Source organism: Streptomyces sp. NBC_01450 (assembly GCF_036227505.1).
GTDB lineage: Bacteria > Actinomycetota > Actinomycetes > Streptomycetales > Streptomycetaceae > Streptomyces.
In genome coordinates this window covers 9991108-10013722 of record NZ_CP109480.1, presented here as the reverse complement: position 1 = coordinate 10013722, position 22615 = coordinate 9991108, and the positions used below count along the sequence as shown (strand labels likewise).

Here is a 22615-nt window from a genome sequence, read left to right as displayed (position 1 = left end):
CCCGCCGGACAGCGCCCGCCCACCCGTTCCCCCATCTCCGCGGAGCCACGTGCCATGCCAGCCACCAACGACGCCGACGACTACTGGGGCAAGGCCGTCACCCTCTACACCGGCTATCCCGTGCCCAGTCGCAAGACGGTCTTCGACAAGCTCAAGAGCAAGGAAGGCATTCCGCTCTTCCGCATGGACATCCAGTCCATGGATGTCCGGGCGGTCACGGCCGAGGACTACTCCGCCATCAGCGGCTGGATGAAGCACGACGGCGAGGACTACGACCTCGTCTTCTACACGGCCGGCGGGGACGGTGCGCACAGCGGAGTGCAGATGCACCGGGCGCGGATCGTCCTGATCGGGGTGCCCGACGACGCCAACGGCAGGGCGCGGCTGCTCGACTCGGGCGAGATGATCAACGGCGGTGCGTTCACCGGCCACTACGGCGACCAGTGGGACTCCGGCCCCATGTCGCAGTACATCAGCGGTGCGAAGGCGGCGCTCGACAAACTGCTCGCGGACCACACCACTCGGGGCTTCTCGTACGCCGGAGCCCCCGTGGCCGACGCGGAGGCCGTCGATCTGAACTCGTTCGAGCGGACGGCCCAGGCCTTCGACCGGGCGACCAAGTTCTTCATCGACCAGGCCGCCCACCTGGAGCAGTGGGAGACGTCGCTGGGCAGCGAACAGTCGTCGTGGAAGGGCCAGGCGGCGGGCGTCTTCTGGCATTTGGTCCACCAGCTGCACAAGAACTACGACAGCTATGTGGAGCAGCTCGGCGGGGTCGACCACCAGGCCGCCCACACCACGCTGAGCGGCTACTCCCCCAAGTCGACGTTCGGCGACACGCTGGCGATGGCCCAGCAGCAACTGGTCGCGGAGCTCACGAACCTCCAGAACGCGTGGACGACGTGGGCCAACACCTCGGAGCACGATCCGCACCGTTCGGTGCTGGAACTGCTGGACGACCTGTCCGCCTGGGTACTGGCGAACAACGTGCCGTACATCGAGGAGACCACCACATACGGCGGCGAGGCGGGCAGCTACAGCAGCTATTCGACTCGTGCGGGATTCCTGGAGAACCACCCGACCTACGGCAGCCTCAACGACATCCAGTCCTGGAAGAAGCTCGGTGAGGCCGCGGTCGAGCGCTGGAACAACTATGTGAACCAGACGCTGGTGCCGGTCGCCACACAGTCGCTGTCCACGCTCAACGGCAACTGGATCGACGCGAGCTCGGAATTCGAGGAGCCGCTGAAGACCAAGGACACCTCGTCCCTGACGCAGTTCTACCAGCAGGAACAGAACCAACTCAACCAGGACCAGCTCAACAAGAATCAGCAGGATCTCAACAACACCCTGAACAACAATCAGCAGAACCTGAACGACGGTCTGAACAACCTCGGGAACAACCTCAACAATCTCGGGACCAACCTCAACAACGGCCTCGGGAACATCGGCGACGGGCTGAACGACGGCCTGGGGAACATAGGCAACGGCCTCAACAACAGCCTGGGCAACATCACCACCGGCCTCAACAACGGCCTGGGCAACATCGGCGGCGGGCTGAACGGCCCGAACAGCCTGATCACCAGTCTCAATGGGGGCCTCGACGGGAACTCCGGGCTGAACGGCGGCACGTCCAACCTCAACACCGGGCCGGGTTCGACGCTCTCCTCGAGTCTCAACGACCTGGGCCTCAATTCCGAGCTCAACAACGGCGGTTCGAGCAGCCTCACCAACCCGGGCGGCGGCACGACGCGGCTGAACGCCGACGGCACCCTCACCACCGACTTCCCCGACGGCAGCCGGACCACGTTCAACCCGGCCACCGGCACGATGACGACGACCTCCCCGAACGGCCGGGTCACCACCAGCCGGCTCAACGTGGGCGACACCTTCACCAACCCCGACGGCTCCACGACGACGCTCAACGCCGACGGCACCCTCACCACGAAGTTCCCGGACGGCACCAGCACCACGCTCAACCCCACCACCGGGGCCGCGACCACCACCCACCCCGACGGCTCGACGACCACGACCCACCTCAATACGGGTCTCGGCTCGGGCACCGACGGTCTTTCCCACCACTCGAACAGCGGGTCCTCCACCGATCTGAACAGCCTCAACGGCCTGAAGGGACTCGACGGTTCGACGTCCTTGAACTCCGGCAGCCTGAACTCGGGCTCCCTTAACTCGGGATCTCTGAATTCCGGATCACTGAACTCCGGCGGTCTCAACTCCGGCTCCGACGGCCTCGGCGGTGACGACCTCGCATACGACGACTACGACAGCACCCCGTTCACCGGAGGCGCTCTCGGCGCACCCGCCGGCTCCGCCCTGACGGCCGGCAGTGCCGCCGGACAGCCCACCGGCGGCACCCCGTTGAACCCGGGCGGCCTCGGCGGGATGGGCGGCGCCAACAACTCGTCGAGCAGCGAACGGGTCCGCAAGGTGCTGGACGAGACCGGCGGCGCGGCGCTGCGCCGCCCGACCGTCTCCCGTTCACGGGCGAGCGGGGACGAGGAGGAGCGGGAGATGATCCTCACCCGCGGCTCCACCCCCACCAGCAGCTCCGGTTCGCCCTACGCGCCGGGCGGCTCGCCCGCGGCCGGCCAGGGGAACCAGTCCACCGAGAGCGGCGACCGGGAGCGGTCCAGCTGGGTGCCCGAGGACGAGGACGTCTGGGGAACCGACGAGGGCGGCGCCCCGGCGGTGATCGGCCGATGACCGGGTCCGGGAACGCGGCGGGGTCGGGCCGTCAGGAGCCGGTGCGGGCCCTGTCGATTCAGCAGCGCCTGGCCGAGGCGATGACCGAGCTGGAGAACGTGCAGGCGGGCGTGGCCAAGGCGGAGGAGGAGCTGCGGCAGGCGTCCGTCACGGTGCGGTCCAGGGACCGGGCGGTGGAAGTCACCGTCGGTCCGCAGGGCGAGCTGACCGGGCTGAAGTTCCTGGACGGCAAGTACCGCACCATGGCGGCGGCCGAACTCGCCGCCAGCGTGCTGGAGTCGGCGGAACAAGCCCGCACACAGATGTCCCGCCGGGTGAAGGAGACGTTCGAGCCCTACACCCGGCCCAGCACCACCGTGCCGGAGCTGACCGGAGTCGACGTCGACTGGGCGAAGATCTTCGGCCCCGCCGTACTGGAGGACCCGCGGGGCACCGCCGGGCGGACGAACGACCACCGGCTGCGGGACGAGATCGACGAGGACGCGGAGGAAGCGAACCACCATGGCTGAGGGCAACTCCTACTTCGCCGACCCCGCCCGGATCCAGGGTGGCGTCCGGCAGATCGACCAGATCAGCACCATCGCGCAGGAGATGATCCGGGACTTCGTGAACGAGGTGAACCTCACCCGGGACTGGCCGGGCACCAGCGACAGTTTCGCCAGGGAAGTCGTCCCGCAGGAGAAGAAGGAGCGCGACGGCTCGGCGGACACCGGGCAGGCCCTGCGCGACGCCATCGTCTCCGTCGCCAACGGCACGACCGAGAACCTGAAGAACATCCTGACCACCCAGGGCGGAAACCTGGACGCCATCCATGAGTCGTCCGGCGGCGGACACACCGGCGGAAGGCACTGAGCCTGCATGGCGATCGAGGCCTCGCCCCAGCTCAACAACCTCCTGTTCGTCCTCATCGGCGAAAGGCTGCTGCAGGCGAACGAGGACCAGGCGTACGCCAGCCATCTGCCGTACAAGCGGCTGAGCAAGCGAGTGCTGGAACTGTCCGACGTCATCGAGCAGTCGGTCGTCGGTACGGGCAGGGCGCTGCCGCCCCAGGTCGGGAACAACTACGTACGGGCCATGAACCTGTTCGTGAACGACGGCGGCACGAACTACCTCAAGGACTTCGCCGACCAACTGGACGAGATCGCCGAGGGGCGCGCCCAGACGTCGATGAACATCACCGAGTCCAAGTGGCAGATCATCGCCGAGCTGATCCGGCTGCTCATCGAACTCGCCATCATTCTGGTGATGTCCATCTTCAGCGGTGGCTCGTCCGCGGGCGACGCCGCCGTGGCCAGGGCCCGCAGCCGCGTGGTCGTCCTGACGGTCATGGATACGCTGCTGAAGCGGACGCATCTGATGCCGACGCTGAGCGAGGCGTTCGAAGAGGCGTTCATGACCTTCGCGGTCCGGCTCGCCATGATGGTCGCCGGCCCCGACGGCCGCCGGCCCAAGGGCTTCGACTGGGCCCAGATCGCCCAGGACGGCGCTTTCGGCGCCTTCGCCTCCCTCTTCCACGGGGCCTTCTCCCACGTGGGGGACACCCTGGGCAAGTTCTTCAAGAACGACTTCAAGAACAGCCCCTTCGGCAAGGACTTCGCCAACGACGTCGCGTCGAAGACGGTCAAGAACGACCTCGGCAACATCGGCGGCAACAACTCCCGCTTCTCGCCGGACCACATAGTGCGGGACCTGGGCCGGGACAGCCGGGACTTCGTCACCGAAGGCGGGTCCGAGGCACTCGCCGAGTTCCTGGGCAGCGGTCTGTTCACCGGTAACTGGTCGACCAGCTGGGACACCTTCCTCGGCGCGGGCATCAGCGGCAAGGTCGAGAACTCACTGAGCGAGGGAGCGGCCGGTACCGGGAACTGGGTCAGGAACACATTCGGGTTCAACACGCCCGCCGTGACCAGCGACTTGGGTGGGGACCGGAACACTACGCGACAGGTCTCGGACGACCTGGAGGGCGGCGGTACGCGGGGCACGTCGGGAGCGGGTGGCACGTCGGGAGCGAGTAGCACATCTGGAACGGGTGGCACATCAGGAACGGGGGGCGCGTCAGGAACGGGTGGCACATCGGTTCCTGGTCCTTCTGGTTCTGGCACTCGTACGCGTTCTCTGCCCGACTCCATCTCCAGCTCCAGCTCCAGCTCCAGCTCCAGCTCCAGCTCCAGCTCCGAGGACCCTATGCACCGGTCCGAGCAGACCGATCAGAGCGGCACGGAGAGTCCCACCACCGACGTTCTCACGGAGAGCGGGAACACTCCCCCGCGGACCCCCACGTCGCACACGACCCAGCCGCCCGCCCCGGCCCAGACCCACCCCACGGCCGAACACGACGCCTGGCGGCGGCTGTTCGACTCCGCGCACGCCTCACCCGTCGAGCATCAGGCGCTGCTCGACGAGATCGCGGGGCACCGCGACGGGTCCGTACCGTCGCCGGAAGAGCTGGACACGCGCCGTATGGTGCACGACCAGCTCGCCTCGCTGCCAGGGGTGACGGTCGTCGTGGACGACGCCGCGAACTTCGGTCACCAGGCGGCGGCCACCATGCTGATGGACTCCCTCCACGAGCTGGGCTATCCGGGGCGCATCACGGTGATCGCGCCGGAGAGCGTGCAGGACCGGCTGAGGCTGCTGGTCCCGGACACGATGAACCAGCAGATCGACTGGCAGACGGGCACCTTCGACTCGGGTTCCCCGCAGCCCGCTTCCCCCGGCACGAGCAACGGGGACTCCCTGGTCCTGGTGGCGGCGAGCGACCGCCTCGACCCCGACCCGGACACGGCCAAGAACTTCCTGGACTTCGTCGGGTCCGACCGCGCGGTCGTACTGAAGCCGTACGCCTGGGACGGGTCGCACCGTCTGCTCTACACCCGGTCCGGACCTGACTCGCCGGTCACGGTCCACGACTGGGAGAACGACGGAACGGACACCCCGCCGATCCCGGGCAGCGCCCTGTACCGCTTCCACGTCCCGACACTGACCGGACCCGAGCTGGACACCCTGATCACCACCCAGGTCGGCGGCGCGCGCGGCGAGGGTCTGCGGGCCCTGGCGAACGCGGTCCGCGGCGACCGGGCCGACCTGATGCCGGTCTACGGGCTGCACAACGTGGCCGCCCCCGGCCGTGCCTCCGCCGTGAGCGCGCTGGCCGGCGGGGTGCACGAGGCGGGACTCGGCAAGCCCTCGGTGGTGCTGACGCTCGGCGACGCCACCGTGCCCTTCGCTCCCCGGCACACCACGGACTGGCTCGTCCACGCCGACCTGGGGGACCCGGACCTGGCCGCCAGGATCACCGGTCTGGGCCCGGACCAGGTGCTGGTCGTGAACGGCGGACGGCTGCCGCAGGACGTGTTCCGGCAGGTGTACCAACTCGGCTCGCTGCCCGCCGTCCTGGAGGGCGCCAACACCAGCAATCTGGTACAGCTCCTGGGCCGGCCCTTCTTCTCCGTACTGACCCATCACACGCCGTACGACCGGCTCGACCCCGACGCCGCCGACCGGCTCCAGAACGTCACCGACGCCGTCGTCCGCGAGAGCGAGTGGGGTGCCCGTCTGAAGGACTCCTCCGGGTGGGAGGAGCTCCAGGCGGCTCAGACGGCCGACTCGGTGCTGCGCTCGCTCCCCGCGCAGGAGGGTGGCCGGCTGCTGACGCAGGACGAGATGCGGCGGCTCACCGATGTGCTGCCCACGGAACGGATCACCGACATCCTCGGGGACGACGACACCGTCCGGCGGATGGTGGCCTACGACCCGAACGACACGCGGCAGTTCAAACAGCAGATGCGGGATCCGGTCGAAGTCGTGGTCACCACCGACCAGATGGCGCGGCTGCGGGACGCGGTCCACGGCTACCGCGCCGAGCAGGAGGCCGTCGTTCGGGAGGCGACGAACGCGTACTCGGTGGCTCCCCGCCCTGAGCAGAGCGAGGTCATCGGAGCCGCGATCAGGGAGTCGCTGGACGAAGGGGCGGGACTGCACGCCTACTTCAAGGGGCTCGCCGCCCAGGCCCGGGATCCCCGCAACGACCAGGTGCTCCAAGCCCTGAACCTCGTCTTCTCCGGCGCACACGCCCACGTCTCCACCGCCTCTCCGACGCCCCTGCGCACGGTCTCCCACGATCCGCGGCCGGCACCGGAACCGATATCGGCACCGGCACCGGCGCCTGAGACAGCATCGCCGGAGTCCGGAGCACCGAGCCCGGTCCCTACGGTGTCCGCGCCTCCGCCCGCGCCGACCGTCGTCTCCGGCACCACCGTCGAGGCCCCGCAGCCCCAGGATTCCGCCGCATCGGACACCTCCGAGGAGGACTTCGGCGACTTCACGGACTTCACGGACCTGCTGGACTCCCAGCCCACGTCCGGCGTCCTCACCGAAAGCGGCACCGCCGGGGCGGCTTCAGACCCCCCGGTGACGGACGGGGAGTTCCGTGCGGAGCAGGAACTGACCCAGAGCCCCAAGGAGTTCCTGGGCTCGAATGTTCTCACCATGGATCTCGATCAGGGGCTGGCACTTCACGCTCCTGGGCTCGATACGAATGCTCGTCGCGCCTTCATCAGAGGTCTGGCCGATCCGGCTCTGGATCAGCACAGGTTTGTCGTGGTCACGGATGGGCGGCGGGACACCAACGGGCTGCCCGTGTATGTGATGGCACCCGCTGTCGAGTGGTACGCACGTCACTACGCGGGCGTGAAGTCGTTCGGTCTGCCGGCAGACGCGCTCCCCGCCGTCCGTGGCGATCACGGCTACGTGGAAGCCGCTTTCGTTCCCTATCTGACGGGTCCCACGTCTGATCCTGAGCGAAATATCGGGCATACCGATGTTCCGCGGAATCCTGGCAGCGGATCCGGTCCCGGTCTGGTCGTGACGCCCGCCATGAACGGCTGTGCGTTCGTGGTGACGCGCAACTCGGATCCGGATCGTTTCACGGTGTGGCATTACCAGTCGCCGGAGTCGAACATCCGCCATCCCGTCGATTTCCGGCGTGCCATGCGGCCGACCGACTGGTTCGGCCATGGCGAGTACTACCGGGGCGACCTGACGGCCGGGGACGAGCAACTCTTCGAGGTCGCGAACATGTTGTGGCATGGTCCGGACGGGTGGGAGATCCTCAGCCAGGAGAACCAGACCAGTGCCAAGTCGAAGGACTCCATCACCTTCGGGGAGTTCCGCAACCGTCCCCTGATCCTTGAGTCCGGTGGCGAGCTTCGGCACACCGCGGCGTTCTACCAGGCCATGGCGCGCAGCGAGCGCGACCAGTACAACTGGCCCCTTCAGCAGTTGCGCAGAAAGATCCTGGACACTCGCCCGGCAGGCGGCGATGTGGAAACGCTGTCTCTCCTCTTCCGTGCCATCGACGAGCACATCGACGGGGAGATCGAGCAGCTTGGGCAGGTCACCGATTTCGACACCCTCCGTTCCTACGCGGACGGGTTCAAGGCCCAGCGCGGCGCGGTGCGCGATCAGCTCGAAAGCCTGATCGTCCAGGCCGGCACGGGCGCGGGCCGGGTCTCGCGGGAGGAACGTGAGGCCGTCGTCAAGCGACGCGATCTCGCGCAGCGGATGGTGGAGGAGTTCATCCACCATCCGGCGAAGAACTGGATCGACCTTCTGCGGGACGAGGCCGCCGCACCGCACCCCCGGACTGTCTCCGCACTCCATCAGAGCAAGGCACGGAGCGAGCGCGACGACCCGACGTCACTCCTGAACGTGTTCCGCAGGGACATCTCCGAAACGAAGCCGTCAGGCGCGGAAGCCGCCGTGCTTCAGGACATCTTCAATCGCGTCAATGAGCACATCACCGAGGAGATCGGACAGCTCGAAGACGTCACCGATTTCCAGACGCTCCACGACTACACGAGGACTTTCCCGAGGCGGCGCGGAGAACTGCAGGAAGAACTCGTGGCGAAATACTCCGCGGTCGTGGCGTCCGCCGCCCGAGGGATGTCACGCAGCGAGGTCAAGGCTTCGGTGGAACGGCAGCAGGCGACTGCCGCGATGCTGGACGTCTTCGTCACCAAGCCGTTCGACGACTGGATCACCAGCCTGCGCAACGCGACGTCCGGTGTGCTCACCGAAAGCGGTATCGGTGCGCGCTCCGGCAACGACGAGGTCGTCGGCGAGCCCGGAACACCGTCCCCGGCCGCCCCTCCCACCCGCATCGTGATCCGGGCCGCCGGTCCCACGGACACCGGCCCCTCCCTACGTACCCTGGACGACCGCACGGTCCCGGACAACGAGCTGCGTCGGCTCACGCTGGCGGGAAGCGACGGCCGGCCCGTGGGCCAGGCGTCGTACACCACCAACGACTGGGCGCGGCGCGAGCGGCGGATGCCCGCGGTGCTCACCGGCGGGACGTACTCCGACCACCGCTCCGACAGGGCCGCCCTCGTCGGCTCCCCGCATGCCCTGCCCTGGCAGAACGGGAACGCGACCTTCTTCGCCGGGCACGGCACCGCGACCCGGGTCACCCTGGCCCTGTCCGACGGTACGACCGTGCAGGTCACGGGCAAGGAGCTGGCCCGTCTTCTGGAGCGCGGGCAGGATCTCGGTCCCAAGGACCGGCCCATCGTGCTGTATTCGTGCTCGACCGGCCGCCCGCCCGAGCACGGCGGTCTGCCCGTCGCCCAGCACGTGGCCAACCTGACCGGGCGGGTCGTCCACGCCCCGAGCACCGAGGCCGGTACGGCCCTCGACAGCTCGGGCCGAGTGCGGCCGATCCTCTATCTGGACTCCGACGGCACACCGGGTGCCTGGGCGGCCTTCACCCCCGAACCGGCCGGTGACGCCCTGGACGACCTGGCCCGCGGTGCCGGGCTGCACGACGGCCCGGGGCCCGCGGACCCCTGGGCGCGGACGCGTACCCTCCAGCTCGTACGGACCCTGCGGGGCACCTTCGGTACCGGCATCGAGGACTCCGCCGACCACCCGGCTCTGCTGCGGGGCCTGGCGGCCCTGGACGCGCTGCGCTGGAACGGCGGCCCCGACGGCTCCGCCGCCCGCTACACGGACGGCCGGATGACCCCCGACCTGCTGCGCCGCATCACCCGCGATGTGCTGGGGCTGCCGGACACGGCGCCGCCCGCACCCGCCCACCTCACCGCCGTCCTGGCCGCCGCGAGCACCGCCCGCGACGCCGACCCGGGCACTGCGCTGAACCAGTTGTCCGTGTCCTCCTCCCCGGCCACGCCCCCCGCCGCCGCGGTGCCCTCCGGGGAGAGTTCACCGGTCTCGTACGCCGTCATGGACGGTGGCACGAAAGCGTCACCGGAAGCGACCGCGGAGCGCCCGGTGACCCGGCGGATCCCCCCGGGCGCCGGGCGGCCCGGACTCGACGTGCTGAGCGTGGCCGGTGACGGCGACTGCTTCTTCACCTCGGTACTGGCGAGCGCCGCCCGTCAGCACCCGGCCTCCCCCGTAAGCACCATGACGGTCCGTCAACTCCGTGATCACGCGGCGGACTGGTTCGCCGGCTCCGGCCTGCGGGACGAAGAGCCCCTGCGGATGGATCCGCTGGACGTCCTGGCCGGGGACCTGGACACCGGCACGCTGCGCCATGTCCTCGGTGGAGCACCGCTGCCCGGCCTCACCCCCGACCAGCGAGCCCGGGTCGACAGCGCCCCCGCCGCTCAACGGGCCCGGCTCGCCGACCAGTACCACCAGGACCTCCTGCGCACCCGGCTCATCGCGGAGTTGCGCGGGAACGACGCGGCGGCGCGGGAGCACTGGCAGCGGCTCCTGAAGACCGCCTACCCGCGCTGGGCACGGACGGCTCCGGCCCTGTCCGAGGTCGCCGGAGCCACGACCGGGGACCTCGTCGAGCGCGCGATCCGCGACGTCCGCCTCTGGGCCACCCCGTTCTTCGACCGCGCGCTGCCCGCAGTCGCCCGAAGCATCGGCCTTGACGTGGTCGTGGTCCAGGACGGTGCCCCGGACCACCATCTGAGCGAGGGCACCCCCGGCCCGGTGTACGTCCACTACAACGGCACCGACCACTACTCGGCCGTCGCGCTCACCGAGGCTCCGGGCGGTTCCACGCCCTCGCCGACGCCACCGAAGAAGAAGGTCCACTTCGCTCCCGGCACCAAGGGCGGCCCGGACACCGGCGCCAAGCCCGCTACCAAGACCGGCGATCCGTTCGCCCGGATCGAATCCCAGCTCGACACGCACCGCCCGCCCCGGCTGGACCGTTCGCTGCTCCCGCCGTCCCGCTCCGGAGGGCCGGTGGTCTTCAGCGACGGCAGCCGCCTGCCCGCCTACCTCACCGGGGACGGCACCGACGACACCACGGGCGGCAGCTACGGCCACAGCCAGGTCACCCTGCGCGGCATCGAGGACGTCGTCCGCGAGATCGGCGACCGGATGGGACTGCGGCGCTCGCCACACCCCGGGCCGGGCGATCCCCTGGCCCACCTGGAACAGGCGCTGCGCACCACGCCGCGCGTCTTCCACGGCGACGGCTACGAGTCGCCGCCCTTCCGGGACGGGACGGGGCAGATCCGGGTACTGCGGGTGACCACCCGGCCGCACGGCAACTGGGAGCGGTTCACCGACGTGCACGGTGTCCCCGTGAAGGTGGACGAGGGCCAGCGCAGCCAGGTCACCACCGGGGCGGCCAAGACCGTGAGCACGACGTTCCAGGTGGCACCGTCCGTCGGCATCGGTCCGCCGTCCGGAGCCGTGGCGTACGGGCGCGTCGGCGGTGCCCTCGCGCTCAACCGCTCGTACGAGTACGGGATGCAGGACCAGACGCTCAGCCAGGTCGAGACCCGTATGACGGACGGCTCCCATCTGCATCTGGACGACGTGCAGTACGAGGTGTCCCTGAGCGGCGCGCCGTCCGCCGTCGCGTCCTCCGGGCTGCCGAGGCCGTTCTCGCCGGGCGAGACCCATCTGGTCTTCGGGGTCCGGGGCGGGCTGGCCGTACGGCTGTCGGACAGCGAGACCTCGCCGGCCGAGCCCGGCCGGGCACCGCGCACGATGACCCTCGGCCCGGAGACCGACTACCGGCTGGTGCACACCGAGGGCTACGGCTCGGTCAAGGAGATCCGTGACTGGGCCGTAGCCCGGGCGAACGCTACGCCCGGCAGCGCCGCCTACGACGAGATCACCGGCTTCTTCACCTCGGAGACCTTCCACCGCATGGCGGACCGGCTGGCGCACGGCAAGGTCGCCGGCCGGCAGCTGTTCGGCGAGGACGACTCCCGTTCCCCGCTGGGCGCGTTCGTCGTGGAGCGGGTGGTGCCCGGAAAGGCCGTGCTGCTCACCGAGACGGCCGCCGGCGAGATGCGCAGCACCATCCAGCAGACCGTCAAGAACGAGCGGACGCTGTCCAAGACGTACACCCAGGAGGTCAACGCCGCGATCGGTCCCAGCTTCGACCTGCTGGGCTTCTTCGGCCACGCCGCCAACCTGCGGGCCATGTTCGGGGCGGTCGGCCGATACGGACGCAGCACCACACACAGCGGCGTGTTCGGCGGCTCGGGCGGCCGCAAGATCGTGGGCCGGGCCAAGAAGGTCCCGACGGACCTCTATCGGGTCGGCAAGACCGTCTACGTGCGCAGGACGGGAGACCGGGAGGCGACGCCGTTCACCACCTGGAGCCTGGACCGTATGACGCGTACCGAGGCGCGCCGTCACGCGGGCTGGGACGACGGCACCACCCTGCGTCGCCGTGGCCGCAACGAGCCCTTCGCCCCGGTCTATCTGACCAAGGACAGACCCGCCGTGCTGGGCATGAGCCGGCCCGAGGCGTTCACCTACGACAACGGCGATCTGGTCCGCCCCGCCGCCGACGGTGACGGTTCGGCCCGTCCGCTCACCCTGCTGAACTCGTTCACCGACCAGGTGATCCGGGCGGCCGCGCGCAGATACCCCGGCATGCTCGCCCCACTGGAGGAGCTCGGCGACCCGTCCGACAGTCGCTGGCGCAACGCCGAGCACTACCGCATGGCGCTACAGAACACCCTGACCGTCATCAACACCCTTTCCCAGCACGGCGTCACGGGCAATCTCGAGGCGCTCACCACGACCGGCGTGCGGATCGGCCTGGTCGACCCGGGTCGCTTCACCCGCGCCTATCGCTGGATCTGGATCGACGGCAAGCTGTCCGACCGGCGGTACGAGGGCACCCAGAACGACCTCATCCTGCGCGGCAGCGCCCCCGGCACCGAGCGCCTGGACGGCCAGCAGAACGTGGTCCGCACCGTGGAGGGCGGCTTCGACGTCAGTCTGTCGGTGCGCGACGCGGGTAAGGACAACATCGGCGCCCCCTCCAACATCGGCACCGTCCAGGTCGGTCCGCGGTGGGGCCGGCAGCAGGGCCGCAAGACGGGTTACGGGGCCACGGTGTCGTACGAGCCCATGGCGGTCAGCGCGAGCCCCTCCCATCTGCACAGTTATCGGCTGGAGTTGACCGCCGAGAGCGGTGGTTACTGGCGTCCGCGCAGTCTGTGGCGGGGTATCGGCTCGCTGGGGCTGCTCGGCACCCGTTTCCTGGTGCGGCGCGAGGCGGAGGCCGACCTCCTCGGCAAGCCGGTGGTGGGCCGGGTGGTGCTCTCCGTGCCCGACGAGCACACCCCGGACACCGACCCGCACACGGCGCCGGCCTCGACCGCACCGCCGCGGACCGAGACGCTGGATGCCGCACAGGCCAAGGCCCTGGCAACCGGTGACACGCGTGAAGTGGCCGCGGGCCACGGCGCGGACCCGTTCGGCGACCAGCCGTACCAGACCGTCAGCGTCGGCGCGCACGAGGAGCTCGCCACCGCCGTCGAAGGTGTCATGCGGGACGCCTCGGGCGGCTCGTGGCACTTCGCGGAGATCGGGGCGTCCGCGCACGACGCCGCGGTGCGGCCGTTCCAGCCGCAGTACCTCACCTCCGGCTTCGACCAGACGTCCGGACCGGCCGGCTCACGGATCAGCGGGCTGTTCGGGAAGGGCCCCTACCTCAACCGGCTGGGCGCGCTGGTGCACCGGACGCGGGTCGTCGACCCCGTGGTCGTCTCCCAGCCCGTCAAGATCGAGACGGAACAGACGCTCGGCAGCGACATCCAGGCCTCCGGCGCGGTGACCACCACCCAGACCTTCACCCTCGCCGGCGCCGGCACGCTCACCCACACCCACCCCGTCGGGCCCTCGCTCGGCGGCTCGTACGGCCTGCTGGGACGCCTGGGCCGGTCCCGCGCCGTCTCACGCACCGTGACCCGTACCGTGACCTCGGAGATGGACCGCGACGCCGAAGGCCACAAGGTACTGGTGGCCGGGGGCACCCAGCACGACATCGCGGCCTCGGTGCGCACGGACGGGGTGCTCTCCCCGCTGCACTCGCTCGCCACCTGGTATCGCACCACCTGGGCGGGCAGACGGCTCACTTTCTCCGCCGACTGGCTGGGCCACCTCCCGGAGAAGGCCGCGCACCGGCTGGGGCTGCTCAAGGACCGGATGGGCGAGGTGCCGCGCTACACGGCCAGGGTCTGGAGTCAGCCCAAGTGGCTGCGCGACAACCCCTTCGGCTCGTATCCCGTCAACTCCCTGGACACCACCCAGGTGCTGGCCGACTTCGACCGGCAGCTGCGCGGCCTGGGCATCGACGACGCGAGCCGCGACCGCGTCCACTCCCTGGTCACCCCGCGCGCCGTGCGCGCCCTGCGCGACCAGCTGTCCTCCGGCGGAACAGCGGCCCGCACCCGGATCGGCGGCTGGGGCCGGCACAACATTCGCGTCGGGGGGCGGACCGCTTCCGTCCGCGTGGAACTGATCGCGGACGAGCCGCGGTTCGACGGGCTCGACCACAGTGCCACCCTGCAGGACAACCGGGTCGCGACCGAGACGGTCGAAGAGGGCCTGGTCACCACCCGTACGCGCACGATCGGCCTGAACGTCGGCGAGAGCGTGCGGACGGGGGACAAGACCGCCACGGCCGCCGGGCCCACCTACAACGAGCTCGGCACCTCCTCGCAGACCACCTCCACCAGCCGCTCCACCGCCCGCATGAAGACACACGTCTTCTACGCCAACGAGCCCTACGCCGAGTACCTCACCGGCTACCGGCTGCGCCTCACCCTGGACCTCGACGGCCGTACGATCGCCCGGCAGGAAGGCGAGGTCGGGCGGCTGCGCGAACAGCTGCCCCTGAGCCTGACGGTCCCGCACACCGACACCGGTCCGGGTGACCCGCTCGGCACCCCCGAGCTGGACATCCCCGCCCGTGCCGCCACCGTCTGGCAGCAGGGCAGCGTCACCCCGCAGGCCGTCGACGCCTGGCGCGCGGTAGCGCACCCGGACGGCGCCGACCGGCCCTTCCGGCCCCCGGTCAACGGCTTCCACGTACGCCGGATCGTCGGCCTCGACAGCCTGCGGGCGGCGGGGGACCTGGCCGTCGCGAAGGCGTACGGCACCGCGGTCGCCCCCGCCCACGACGGGCGGCGTGAGCTGACCGGCAAGGAGCTGGACACCGCGGTGGCCAAGGCCCGTCGCAGCGGGCTGACCCGGCCGGGCACGGCCTCCGCGCTCGCGCTGCACGACGGCACCGGCAACACGGCACTGGCCGCCTTCTTCGAGGACAGCGCGACCGCCGACGGCTATCCGGTGGCCGGGCTGACCGAGGACACCTTCGTGGGCGGCGCCCAGGGCGACTACCGGCTCTACTCCAAGCCCGACTTCGCGGGCGCCCGGCTGCTGGCGGTGGCCCCGGACACCACGATGGAGAGCGCCGAGCGCCACACCGACAGCCGGGACGCGTCGGTCTCCCGCACCGGCGTACAGGACTCCTCCCTGGGCGGGCAGCCCGTCCTCGCCACCGACACGGCCGGCTCCGCCACCGCCCAGGCCTCCGGCACCGGGGTCAACACCACCGAGACCGACGGCCGCAAGCTGGCCGGTGCCGAAGGCGCCCAGTTGAACATCAAGCCCAAGGCCGGCCGCAGCTTCCTGTTCGCCATACCGACGAGCTGGCTCGGTGTCGCCGACGTGGACCGGCACTTCAAGGACAGCACGGCCGGCTCCTGGCTCGGCCGCCACCTGGGCCCGTTCGGTTACGTCAAGCCCGGCCCGCAGGCCGTGGAGACACGGACCCAGGTCCTCGCCTGGGTCCGCGAGGACATCGCCCGGGATCTCGGCCTCGTCTCGGACGACACCTTCCCGCCGCAGGCCGCCGACGCCTGGGGGAAGGTCACCAAGGCGAGCGACGCCTGGGTCGCCGCCGACAACGCGTACTGGAAGCAGCGCCGCGCGATGCCCGAGGCGCGTGACCGGTACCGGCGGCTGAAGCGTGAACTGGCCGCCGCGAAGAAGGAGTTGTCGAACACCCCGGACGCGGACGACGCCCGGCGGCGGGTGCGCGAGGTGACCGCCGGACTCAGGACGACCCGGCGTGAGCTGCACCAGAAGTGGACCGCCCTGGGCAAGGGGCTGAGCGAGGCGGAGGCCGCGGCCGCCGAGTTCCACCGCGTCCGGGCGGAGACCGACCGCCTCAATCGCTGGCACCGGCTGTCGGCCGAGCGGCGCGCCGCGGTGGCCGAGCCGGCGCCGGTCGCCTTCGACCCGCCGCCCGCCAAGAGCAAGCCCCAGCCGGCCTCGTACACCACCGGCTCCGGCACGCTCGCCTCCCCCTCCGGCAAGACCTACACGCTCCGGGACGTACCCTCCGACGGCGACGCCTTCTACCACTCCCTCGCCGAAGGCCTGCACCACGCCGCCCCCGAGCTACTGGCCGACCAGGTGCCGCTGACAGATCGTCAGGACATGATCACCGGCTTGCGTGGGCTGCTCGCCGACCGGCTGGACGACCGGGACAACGCCGACCTGCTCGACTTCACCGCCCCCGACACCTCGGACACCTTCGGCGCGGCCGAACTGCTCGACGCCGGGGTCGCCTTCGACGAGGGTTCGCCCGAGCGCCGGGAGTACGAGGACACGGGCCACATGCCGCTGCACGCCGCACTGCCCGATGAGCAGCGTGGCGGACTCGCGGCGGCGCAGCTGCGCCGGTCCGGCGCCGCGACCAAGGACGCCGGGTGGGGCCACGGGGCCGCCGACGTCCTCCCGGCGCTGGCCGCCCGCACCTTCGGGGTGCGGGTGTCCGTGGTGCACGCCGAGGGGACCTTCCAGGAGTTCGCGCCTCGGGACGCGAAGGAGCCGGACGAAGACGGCACCGACGTCCTCCCCCACGTCGTCCTGCATCTGAAGGACCGCCACTTCCAGGTCGCGATCCCGGACGCGGGAGACCCGGCACCGGACGACCGGCCGCCGCTGCCCGCCCCGGCCGCACCCGAGCCGCACCCCGTCGACGAGCCACCCGCACCGGAGCCGGAGCGGGACCGGCGAACCGCCGCCCCGACCCTGCGCCCCGCGCACCGTCAGGTGCCCTGGACCGACGCGTCAGCGGCCGCCGGAACGGGCCGCTACGGCATCACCGCCACTTCCGACGGCGCCGCCGCCACGCTCACCGCTCCGGACGGCACCGTCCACCTGCTGGTCGAGCCGTCCGGCGACGGCAACGGCTTCTGGTCCGCGCTCGCCACCGCCCTCCACCCCGACCGCGACCGCGATCCGGTCGCCATGGTCCAGGGCCGATCGCTCCCGCCGTCCGCGCGACTGGACCGCCGTTCCCCCTTCACCCACGCCGAGCTGGAGCGGGCCGGGGTCACCCTCGACTCCGCGCAGGCCGAGGAGTTCCGCCGCGACGGCGGCCGGCTGCCCGACGGCGTACGGCTGCCCGAGGGCCAGGAGCGGACGCTGATCCGCACACAGCTGCACACCCCGCGGCACTGGGACGACGGCAACGCGTTGGCCGCGGCCGAGCTCGCCGCCGCCGTCCACCGCGCCACCGTCACCGTCGTCTCGGAGGACGGCACCTTCCGCATCCACTCCCCCGCCGACGCGGTGGACGGCCGGACGGTCACGCTGTACCGGCGCGGCGCGGAATACCTGCTGGCGCGCCCCAAGTCCCCGCGGCCTCCGGAGACCTTGAAGGCCTCGGAGGCTGAGGAGCCGACCAGTCAGCCGCTGACCGAGAACGGTGGCCAAGACGCCGACGCAGACGACGACACCGACACCGCCACCGGCGGCCTCACCGGGACCGACCTGACCGACGCAGACTTGACCGACGCCATCAGGGAACGGCTCAACGCTCCCGCCCTCCTGGACACCTCCGTCTCCCGCGAGGACGTGGACGGCCTGGACCACGACGCCGGAGCCGCGATCGCCTGGAACCTGGTCCCCTCGATGCCGCTCCGCGAGGCCGGACTCGACGATCTGAACCGGGCACGCCTGGTGCTGCGCAAACCGGATCTCGACCCCGAGCTGGCGGCGGCGCTCGGCAAGCGCGTCGAGGACTCCGAGCCGGACCCGAAGCGGTTGCTGTGGCAGCCGGGATACGCCACCGGCGACCAGTTCGGCATCGCCGCCGCACTCATCGCCGACGCGAACCTGCACGTCGCCGTGATCACCGGAATCCCCGGCCGGGAGCAGCAGGACAAGGGCCCCGCCGTCCACCAGTTCTACCTCGACAGCGACATCCCAGCAGAACGCGTTCACCTCGTGCCACTCGGCAACGGCAAACCGCAGAAAGTGGCCGAGGCCAAGGCCGCCGAGATCCTGGGCCGCAGTCTCACTGGCAGGGAGCGGAAGAACCTCGTGATCCCGGTGGGCTCCGGGACGACATGGATCGGCAAGCACTTCGGTGCCGAGGTCCGCCGCAAGGTGCGCGGCGCATGGCGGCTCGACGACGCGGGCTTCCCCGCCCCGGCGCGCACCGCGGTCGAAAACTGGCTGGCTGAACGCGGGATCTGTCCCTCGCGCGAGCGGGACACCGTCATCCTGTGGTCGCGCTTCAGCGGCAAGAAGGGCGATGTGCACGTCGAGCACGACACCGGCTACCAGGGCGTTCGCCAGATCCTGACCCGACTGCGGGAAGAAGGCGGCAGCACGGGGCGGCGCCCGCTCGTCGTCATCGCGGGCGACGCCTATGCCGACCCGCGACACGCGCACAAGTACCCGGACATGGAACGGGAGTTGCGGGCGGAAGGCCTGGACGTCCACGACCTCACCAACTTCTGGGTCAACGACAAGGGAGGGACGGCGAGTTGGGGCGGCGACACCCGTATCGGCCAGATGCGGCTGTACGAGTACCTGCGGCGCGAAAGCCGCACCGGCCGCCACCTCGGGTTCCGCAGCGGCAACCTCGAGGCCCTGGCGCTGGCTGGGCACTCCGTCCGCTACATGGAGGAGCCGGGCAGCGAGGGCGGCGAACGGATGGAGAAGTGGCACGCCGCCCAGAACTCCCTGCACACCACGACGGGCGGTCTCGCCCCGGGCTACGAGCGCCTGGCAGTGACCGCCCCGCCGACGCGGTCGGGCAAGTTCCTGGTCGGCCTGCGCGAGCAGGGCGGCGACCACAACCCCGCCCCGGACCTCAAGCGCCCGCCGTGGGTGTACGGCGCCCCCGCGATCCGTGCGGAGAAGCCCGCCGAACTCCGGGCGAAGATCAAGGGCTTCGCGGTGGAGGACCTGGACCGGATCGTCCGCTATCTGCTGGGCCCGGTGGCCGGCCCGGTCGACACGGTCGACGCAGAGGGCACGGAGGGCACGGTCGACATGGAGGCCAGACCGGCGAAGGAGTCGCGGTGATACCCCGGAGGCCGAGATCATCGGCGGTGCGATCGGCCGTATTGTGGTCACAGCCACAACTCCCGCACCAGGAGTGCCCATCAAGGGAAACACCGGGCGGTGACACGGGCGTCCGGCTCCGGTTCGAACCCGCCCTGGGCACCCTCCCCGCCCTGGGCACCCTTGTTCATGAAGGAGTCACGCAGTGAGCGACAGCCCACCGCCACGGGCCTCGTCTTCGCCCCTGTCCTCGCCGGAATCACCGGTTCCCGCCGCGCCACCACCCGAGGCACCGGCCGACGTACGGGAGGCCGCACGGCTCGCCCCCGACCACTGGCTCGGCATGGTCGATCCCGCCTGGCGCGGCGAAGGCCCCCCGCCCGCCTGGGCGCTGGCGGGCGAATGGCGCTCGGGTACGAGCGGCGAGATCGAGGAGTGGCGTGCCAACGAGGAGTACCGCCCCTCCCCGGCCGCGCTCGGCTGGCCGGAGCCGACGGACGAGGTGGACGAAGCCGTGCAACGGGCGTCCACTGGATACGGCCCCGTCAAGGACGTCGCCCGCCTGCTGGCATCCGCGGAGGTCGCCGTGCTGCTCGGTCCGAACGGCGAGCCGCTCGCCGCACGGACGCCGGACGGCCACCCGGTCATCCCTGTCTTCACCTCCCCCGACCATCTTCGCTCGGCCGGACTGCTCGCCTCCGAGACCGTGCCGGTCGCCGATCTCGTCGGGCGGCTGCCGAAGGGGCACCGGCTGTACGTCAACCCGACCGGCGCCGTGACCATGCTGATCGAAACCGATGCGCTGCTGGACGCGCTCGCTGTGACGGCCCCGGAGCGGAACTCGGAAACGGTTGCCCCGTGATCGACACGCTCGGCCCTCCTGACGTGCCGCACCCCACGTCATACCTCCCACCACCGTCTTCACCGGAAGGACGCCATGACGGCCTCCCCGTTCCAGAACTCCCCGAACGAGCCGACGCAGGCCGAGACCGAGGAGTCCCGGCAGACCGCCACGGCCACGGCCACCGCGACCGCCACGGCACGGATCGCGCCCGAGCCCGAACCCGAGCCGGTCGCGCCGGACGCGGGAGCGGCGGAGGAAGCGGCGGAGGAGACGGCGCAGGCGTCGGCCGAGGCCGGTGAGGGCGGAAGCGAACCGGAGGCCGCCACCGCCGCCGAATCGGCCCCCGACTCCGCGAAGTCCGAGGCGACGGCCACCACCGCCGCCGCGGCGGCCGAGGAAGAGGTGTCCGGCAGTACGGACACGGACACGGCGTCCGCCGCCCAGCCCGGCCGGCCGCACAAGAGTCTGCTGGCCGGGGCCGCCATCGTCGGCACGCTGCTGGTGTCCGTCCCGTTCCTGGTGACCGGGGGGAACGACGACGGCAAGGACCGGGTCACCCGGGCCGGCGTGACGCCGGGCACCGTCCTGGGCGGCACGCTGCCGGGCGCGGGTGCTCTCGGCGCCTTCGACTCGGCGTCGCCGTCCGCGGAGGGATCCGCCAGGACAACCCCGGATGGAAAGACGAAGCACGACACGGTCGGGCAGGCGGGCGGCTCGGGCGGCGGCGCGGAGCCTTCGGCCTCGACAGCCGGGCAGCACGGCTCGTCCACGTCCTCCGGCGGAAAGAAGCCGACGTCCGCGAGCAAGCCGCCTTCGTCCGGCGGCACCAAGGCCTCCTCCGGCTCCTCCGGCTCCTCCGGCTCTTCGGGCTCGTCGGGGTCGTCCGGGTCTTCGGTCTCGTCCGGCACCTCCTCGTCCACGGTCGTGGGCCTCTCGATCTTCAGCCACGCCTCCGGACGCTGCATCGACGTGTCCGGCGGCCAGGGCAAGGACGGCACTCCGCTCGACATCTGGGACTGCGGCAGCGGCGCCCGGATGAAGTGGCAGTTCATGTCCGACGGAACGGTGCGCGCCATGGGCAAGTGCATGGACGTCGCGTGGGGGTCCACCGCGGACGGCGCGACGATCCAGCTCGCCAACTGCAGCGGCAACCCCGCCCAGCAGTTCCGCCTCAACTCCTCCCACGACCTGACCAACCCTCAGGCCGACAAGTGCGTGGACGTGAGGAACGAGGGCACGGCCAACGGTGCCCGCCTGCAACTGTGGAGCTGCAACGGCCAGGACAACCAGAAGTGGAGCAGCCGCTGAGCGGAGAGCGGTTGGCCGCCGCGACAAGGGCCCCGGGCCGGCGAGAGTGCTGGGGCCGACCCCTGCCGGACAGCAGAACCAGAACCTGACGAAGCACTACCAGGAGCCGGTCGACGCCCGTACGTTCAGTTCGACGGGCAGGGTGCGTACGGTTCCCGGTGGCGTCCGGCCGGACAGGATCTCGCAGAGGAGGCGGGCGCATTCGGCTCCCATCGAGCGGGGGCGCAGGTCGATCGCGGTGATCGGCGGCTCCGCCGTGCGCATCGCCGAGCAGTCCACGCAGGATGCCAGCAGCAGGTCCCCTCCCACGGTGCGACCCGCGGCACGCAGTTCGGGCAGCACGGCCGCGGCCGCACCGTCGGGAGCGCATACGACGGCGTCGATCCCGGGTTCCTGGGCGAGCAGGTCCCGCGCGACACCCCGCAGTGCCTCGGGGGCGGCGCCGATGGGCGCCTCGCGCAGGACGAGGGGTACGCCGTGGTCGGCGCACCAGCGGGCGTGGGTGCGTTGGAGGGTGAGGGACCAGTCGGAGGTGGCTTCGGAGGCGATGAGCGCGGGCCGCCGGGCACCGCGGTCGCGCAGATGGTCCAGCAGTTCGGTCATCGACGCCTCGTGGTCGGAGCGGACCACACCGGTCGGCCGCTGGTCACCCGCGTACCGCTCGGCCGTCACGACCGGCAGTCCGGTGTTCATCAGGTGCCGGACCACCGGGTCCTCGGGCGCCGGGTCGCACAGCACCAGCCCGTCCACCTGGGGCGCCGTGCCGTGCTGCGGCAGATGGCCTGAGGACAGCAGTGTGACGTTCAGGCCCGCCCCCGCGGCCCGCTCCGCCACTCCGAACACGAACGCCATGGAGTACTCGGCGCTCGTCAGGAACTCCGGGAGGTAGAGCGCGACGGTGTCCGTGACGGAGGTGCGCAGGCTGCGGGCGCTGCGGTTGGGCGCGTAGCCCAGCCGCCGGGCCGCCTCCAGCACGGCCTCCCGGGTCGGTCCCGACACCCGGCCGTGACCGCGCAGGGCGTCCGAGGCCGTGGTCTTGGAGACCGCGGCCACGCGCGCCACGTCGGCGATCGTGGGCGGGGTGCCAGGGCGGGGCGGTGGTACGGCCGCGGATCCGGGAGTCGGCATCTCCTG

7 protein-coding genes are annotated in these 22615 nt (G+C 71.1%); 6 read left to right on the top strand and 1 reads right to left on the bottom strand.

Annotated elements, in window-relative coordinates; translation table 11 throughout:
• Positions 1-54 precede the first annotated feature (54 nt).
• From OG568_RS44635 to OG568_RS44610, 6 genes are all read left to right on the top strand, one after another.
• Positions 55-2721 (top strand): AAWKG family protein, encoded by a 2667-nt coding sequence (locus OG568_RS44635; protein ID WP_329535706.1) that lies wholly within the window; start codon positions 55-57, stop codon positions 2719-2721.
• Positions 2718-3230 carry a YbaB/EbfC family nucleoid-associated protein gene (locus OG568_RS44630; RefSeq protein ID WP_329535705.1) on the top strand — a complete coding sequence of 171 codons (513 nt, stop codon included), beginning with the start codon at positions 2718-2720 and terminating at the stop codon, positions 3228-3230. The genes OG568_RS44635 and OG568_RS44630 overlap by 4 nt, the downstream gene beginning before the upstream one ends.
• Positions 3223-3573, top strand: coding sequence for a hypothetical protein (locus tag OG568_RS44625; RefSeq protein ID WP_266418284.1), 351 nt, complete (start codon positions 3223-3225; stop codon positions 3571-3573). The genes OG568_RS44630 and OG568_RS44625 overlap by 8 nt, the downstream gene beginning before the upstream one ends.
• A 6-nt stretch (positions 3574-3579) precedes the next feature.
• Positions 3580-19350, top strand: coding sequence for a hypothetical protein (locus tag OG568_RS44620; RefSeq protein ID WP_329535704.1), 15771 nt, complete (start codon positions 3580-3582; stop codon positions 19348-19350).
• A 184-nt stretch (positions 19351-19534) separates the two neighbouring features.
• Positions 19535-20191 (top strand): type VII secretion system-associated protein, encoded by a 657-nt coding sequence (locus OG568_RS44615; RefSeq protein ID WP_329535703.1) that lies wholly within the window; start codon positions 19535-19537, stop codon positions 20189-20191.
• Between the two features lie 75 nt (positions 20192-20266).
• Complete coding sequence (locus tag OG568_RS44610; RefSeq protein WP_329535702.1) at positions 20267-21481, top strand: RICIN domain-containing protein; 1215 nt, start codon at positions 20267-20269, stop codon at positions 21479-21481.
• A gap of 96 nt (positions 21482-21577) precedes the next feature.
• Here the strand turns inward: OG568_RS44610 and OG568_RS44605 are convergent, their stop codons facing one another.
• Positions 21578-22609, bottom strand: a complete 1032-nt coding sequence (locus OG568_RS44605; protein WP_329535701.1) for a LacI family DNA-binding transcriptional regulator — start codon at positions 22607-22609, stop codon at positions 21578-21580.
• Positions 22610-22615: the final 6 nt, after the last annotated feature.

What these genes read in the sequence shown, in the direction of transcription:
- OG568_RS44635 (WP_329535706.1), top strand. Translation starts at nt 55, where the DNA reads ATGCCAGCCACCAACGACGCCGACGACTACTGGGGCAAGGCCGTCACC.
- OG568_RS44630 (WP_329535705.1), top strand. Translation starts at nt 2,718, where the DNA reads ATGACCGGGTCCGGGAACGCGGCGGGGTCGGGCCGTCAGGAGCCGGTG.
- OG568_RS44625 (WP_266418284.1), top strand. Translation starts at nt 3,223, where the DNA reads ATGGCTGAGGGCAACTCCTACTTCGCCGACCCCGCCCGGATCCAGGGT.
- OG568_RS44620 (WP_329535704.1), top strand. Translation starts at nt 3,580, where the DNA reads ATGGCGATCGAGGCCTCGCCCCAGCTCAACAACCTCCTGTTCGTCCTC.
- OG568_RS44610 (WP_329535702.1), top strand. Translation starts at nt 20,267, where the DNA reads ATGACGGCCTCCCCGTTCCAGAACTCCCCGAACGAGCCGACGCAGGCC.
- OG568_RS44605 (WP_329535701.1), bottom strand. Translation starts at nt 22,609, where the DNA reads ATGCCGACTCCCGGATCCGCGGCCGTACCACCGCCCCGCCCTGGCACC.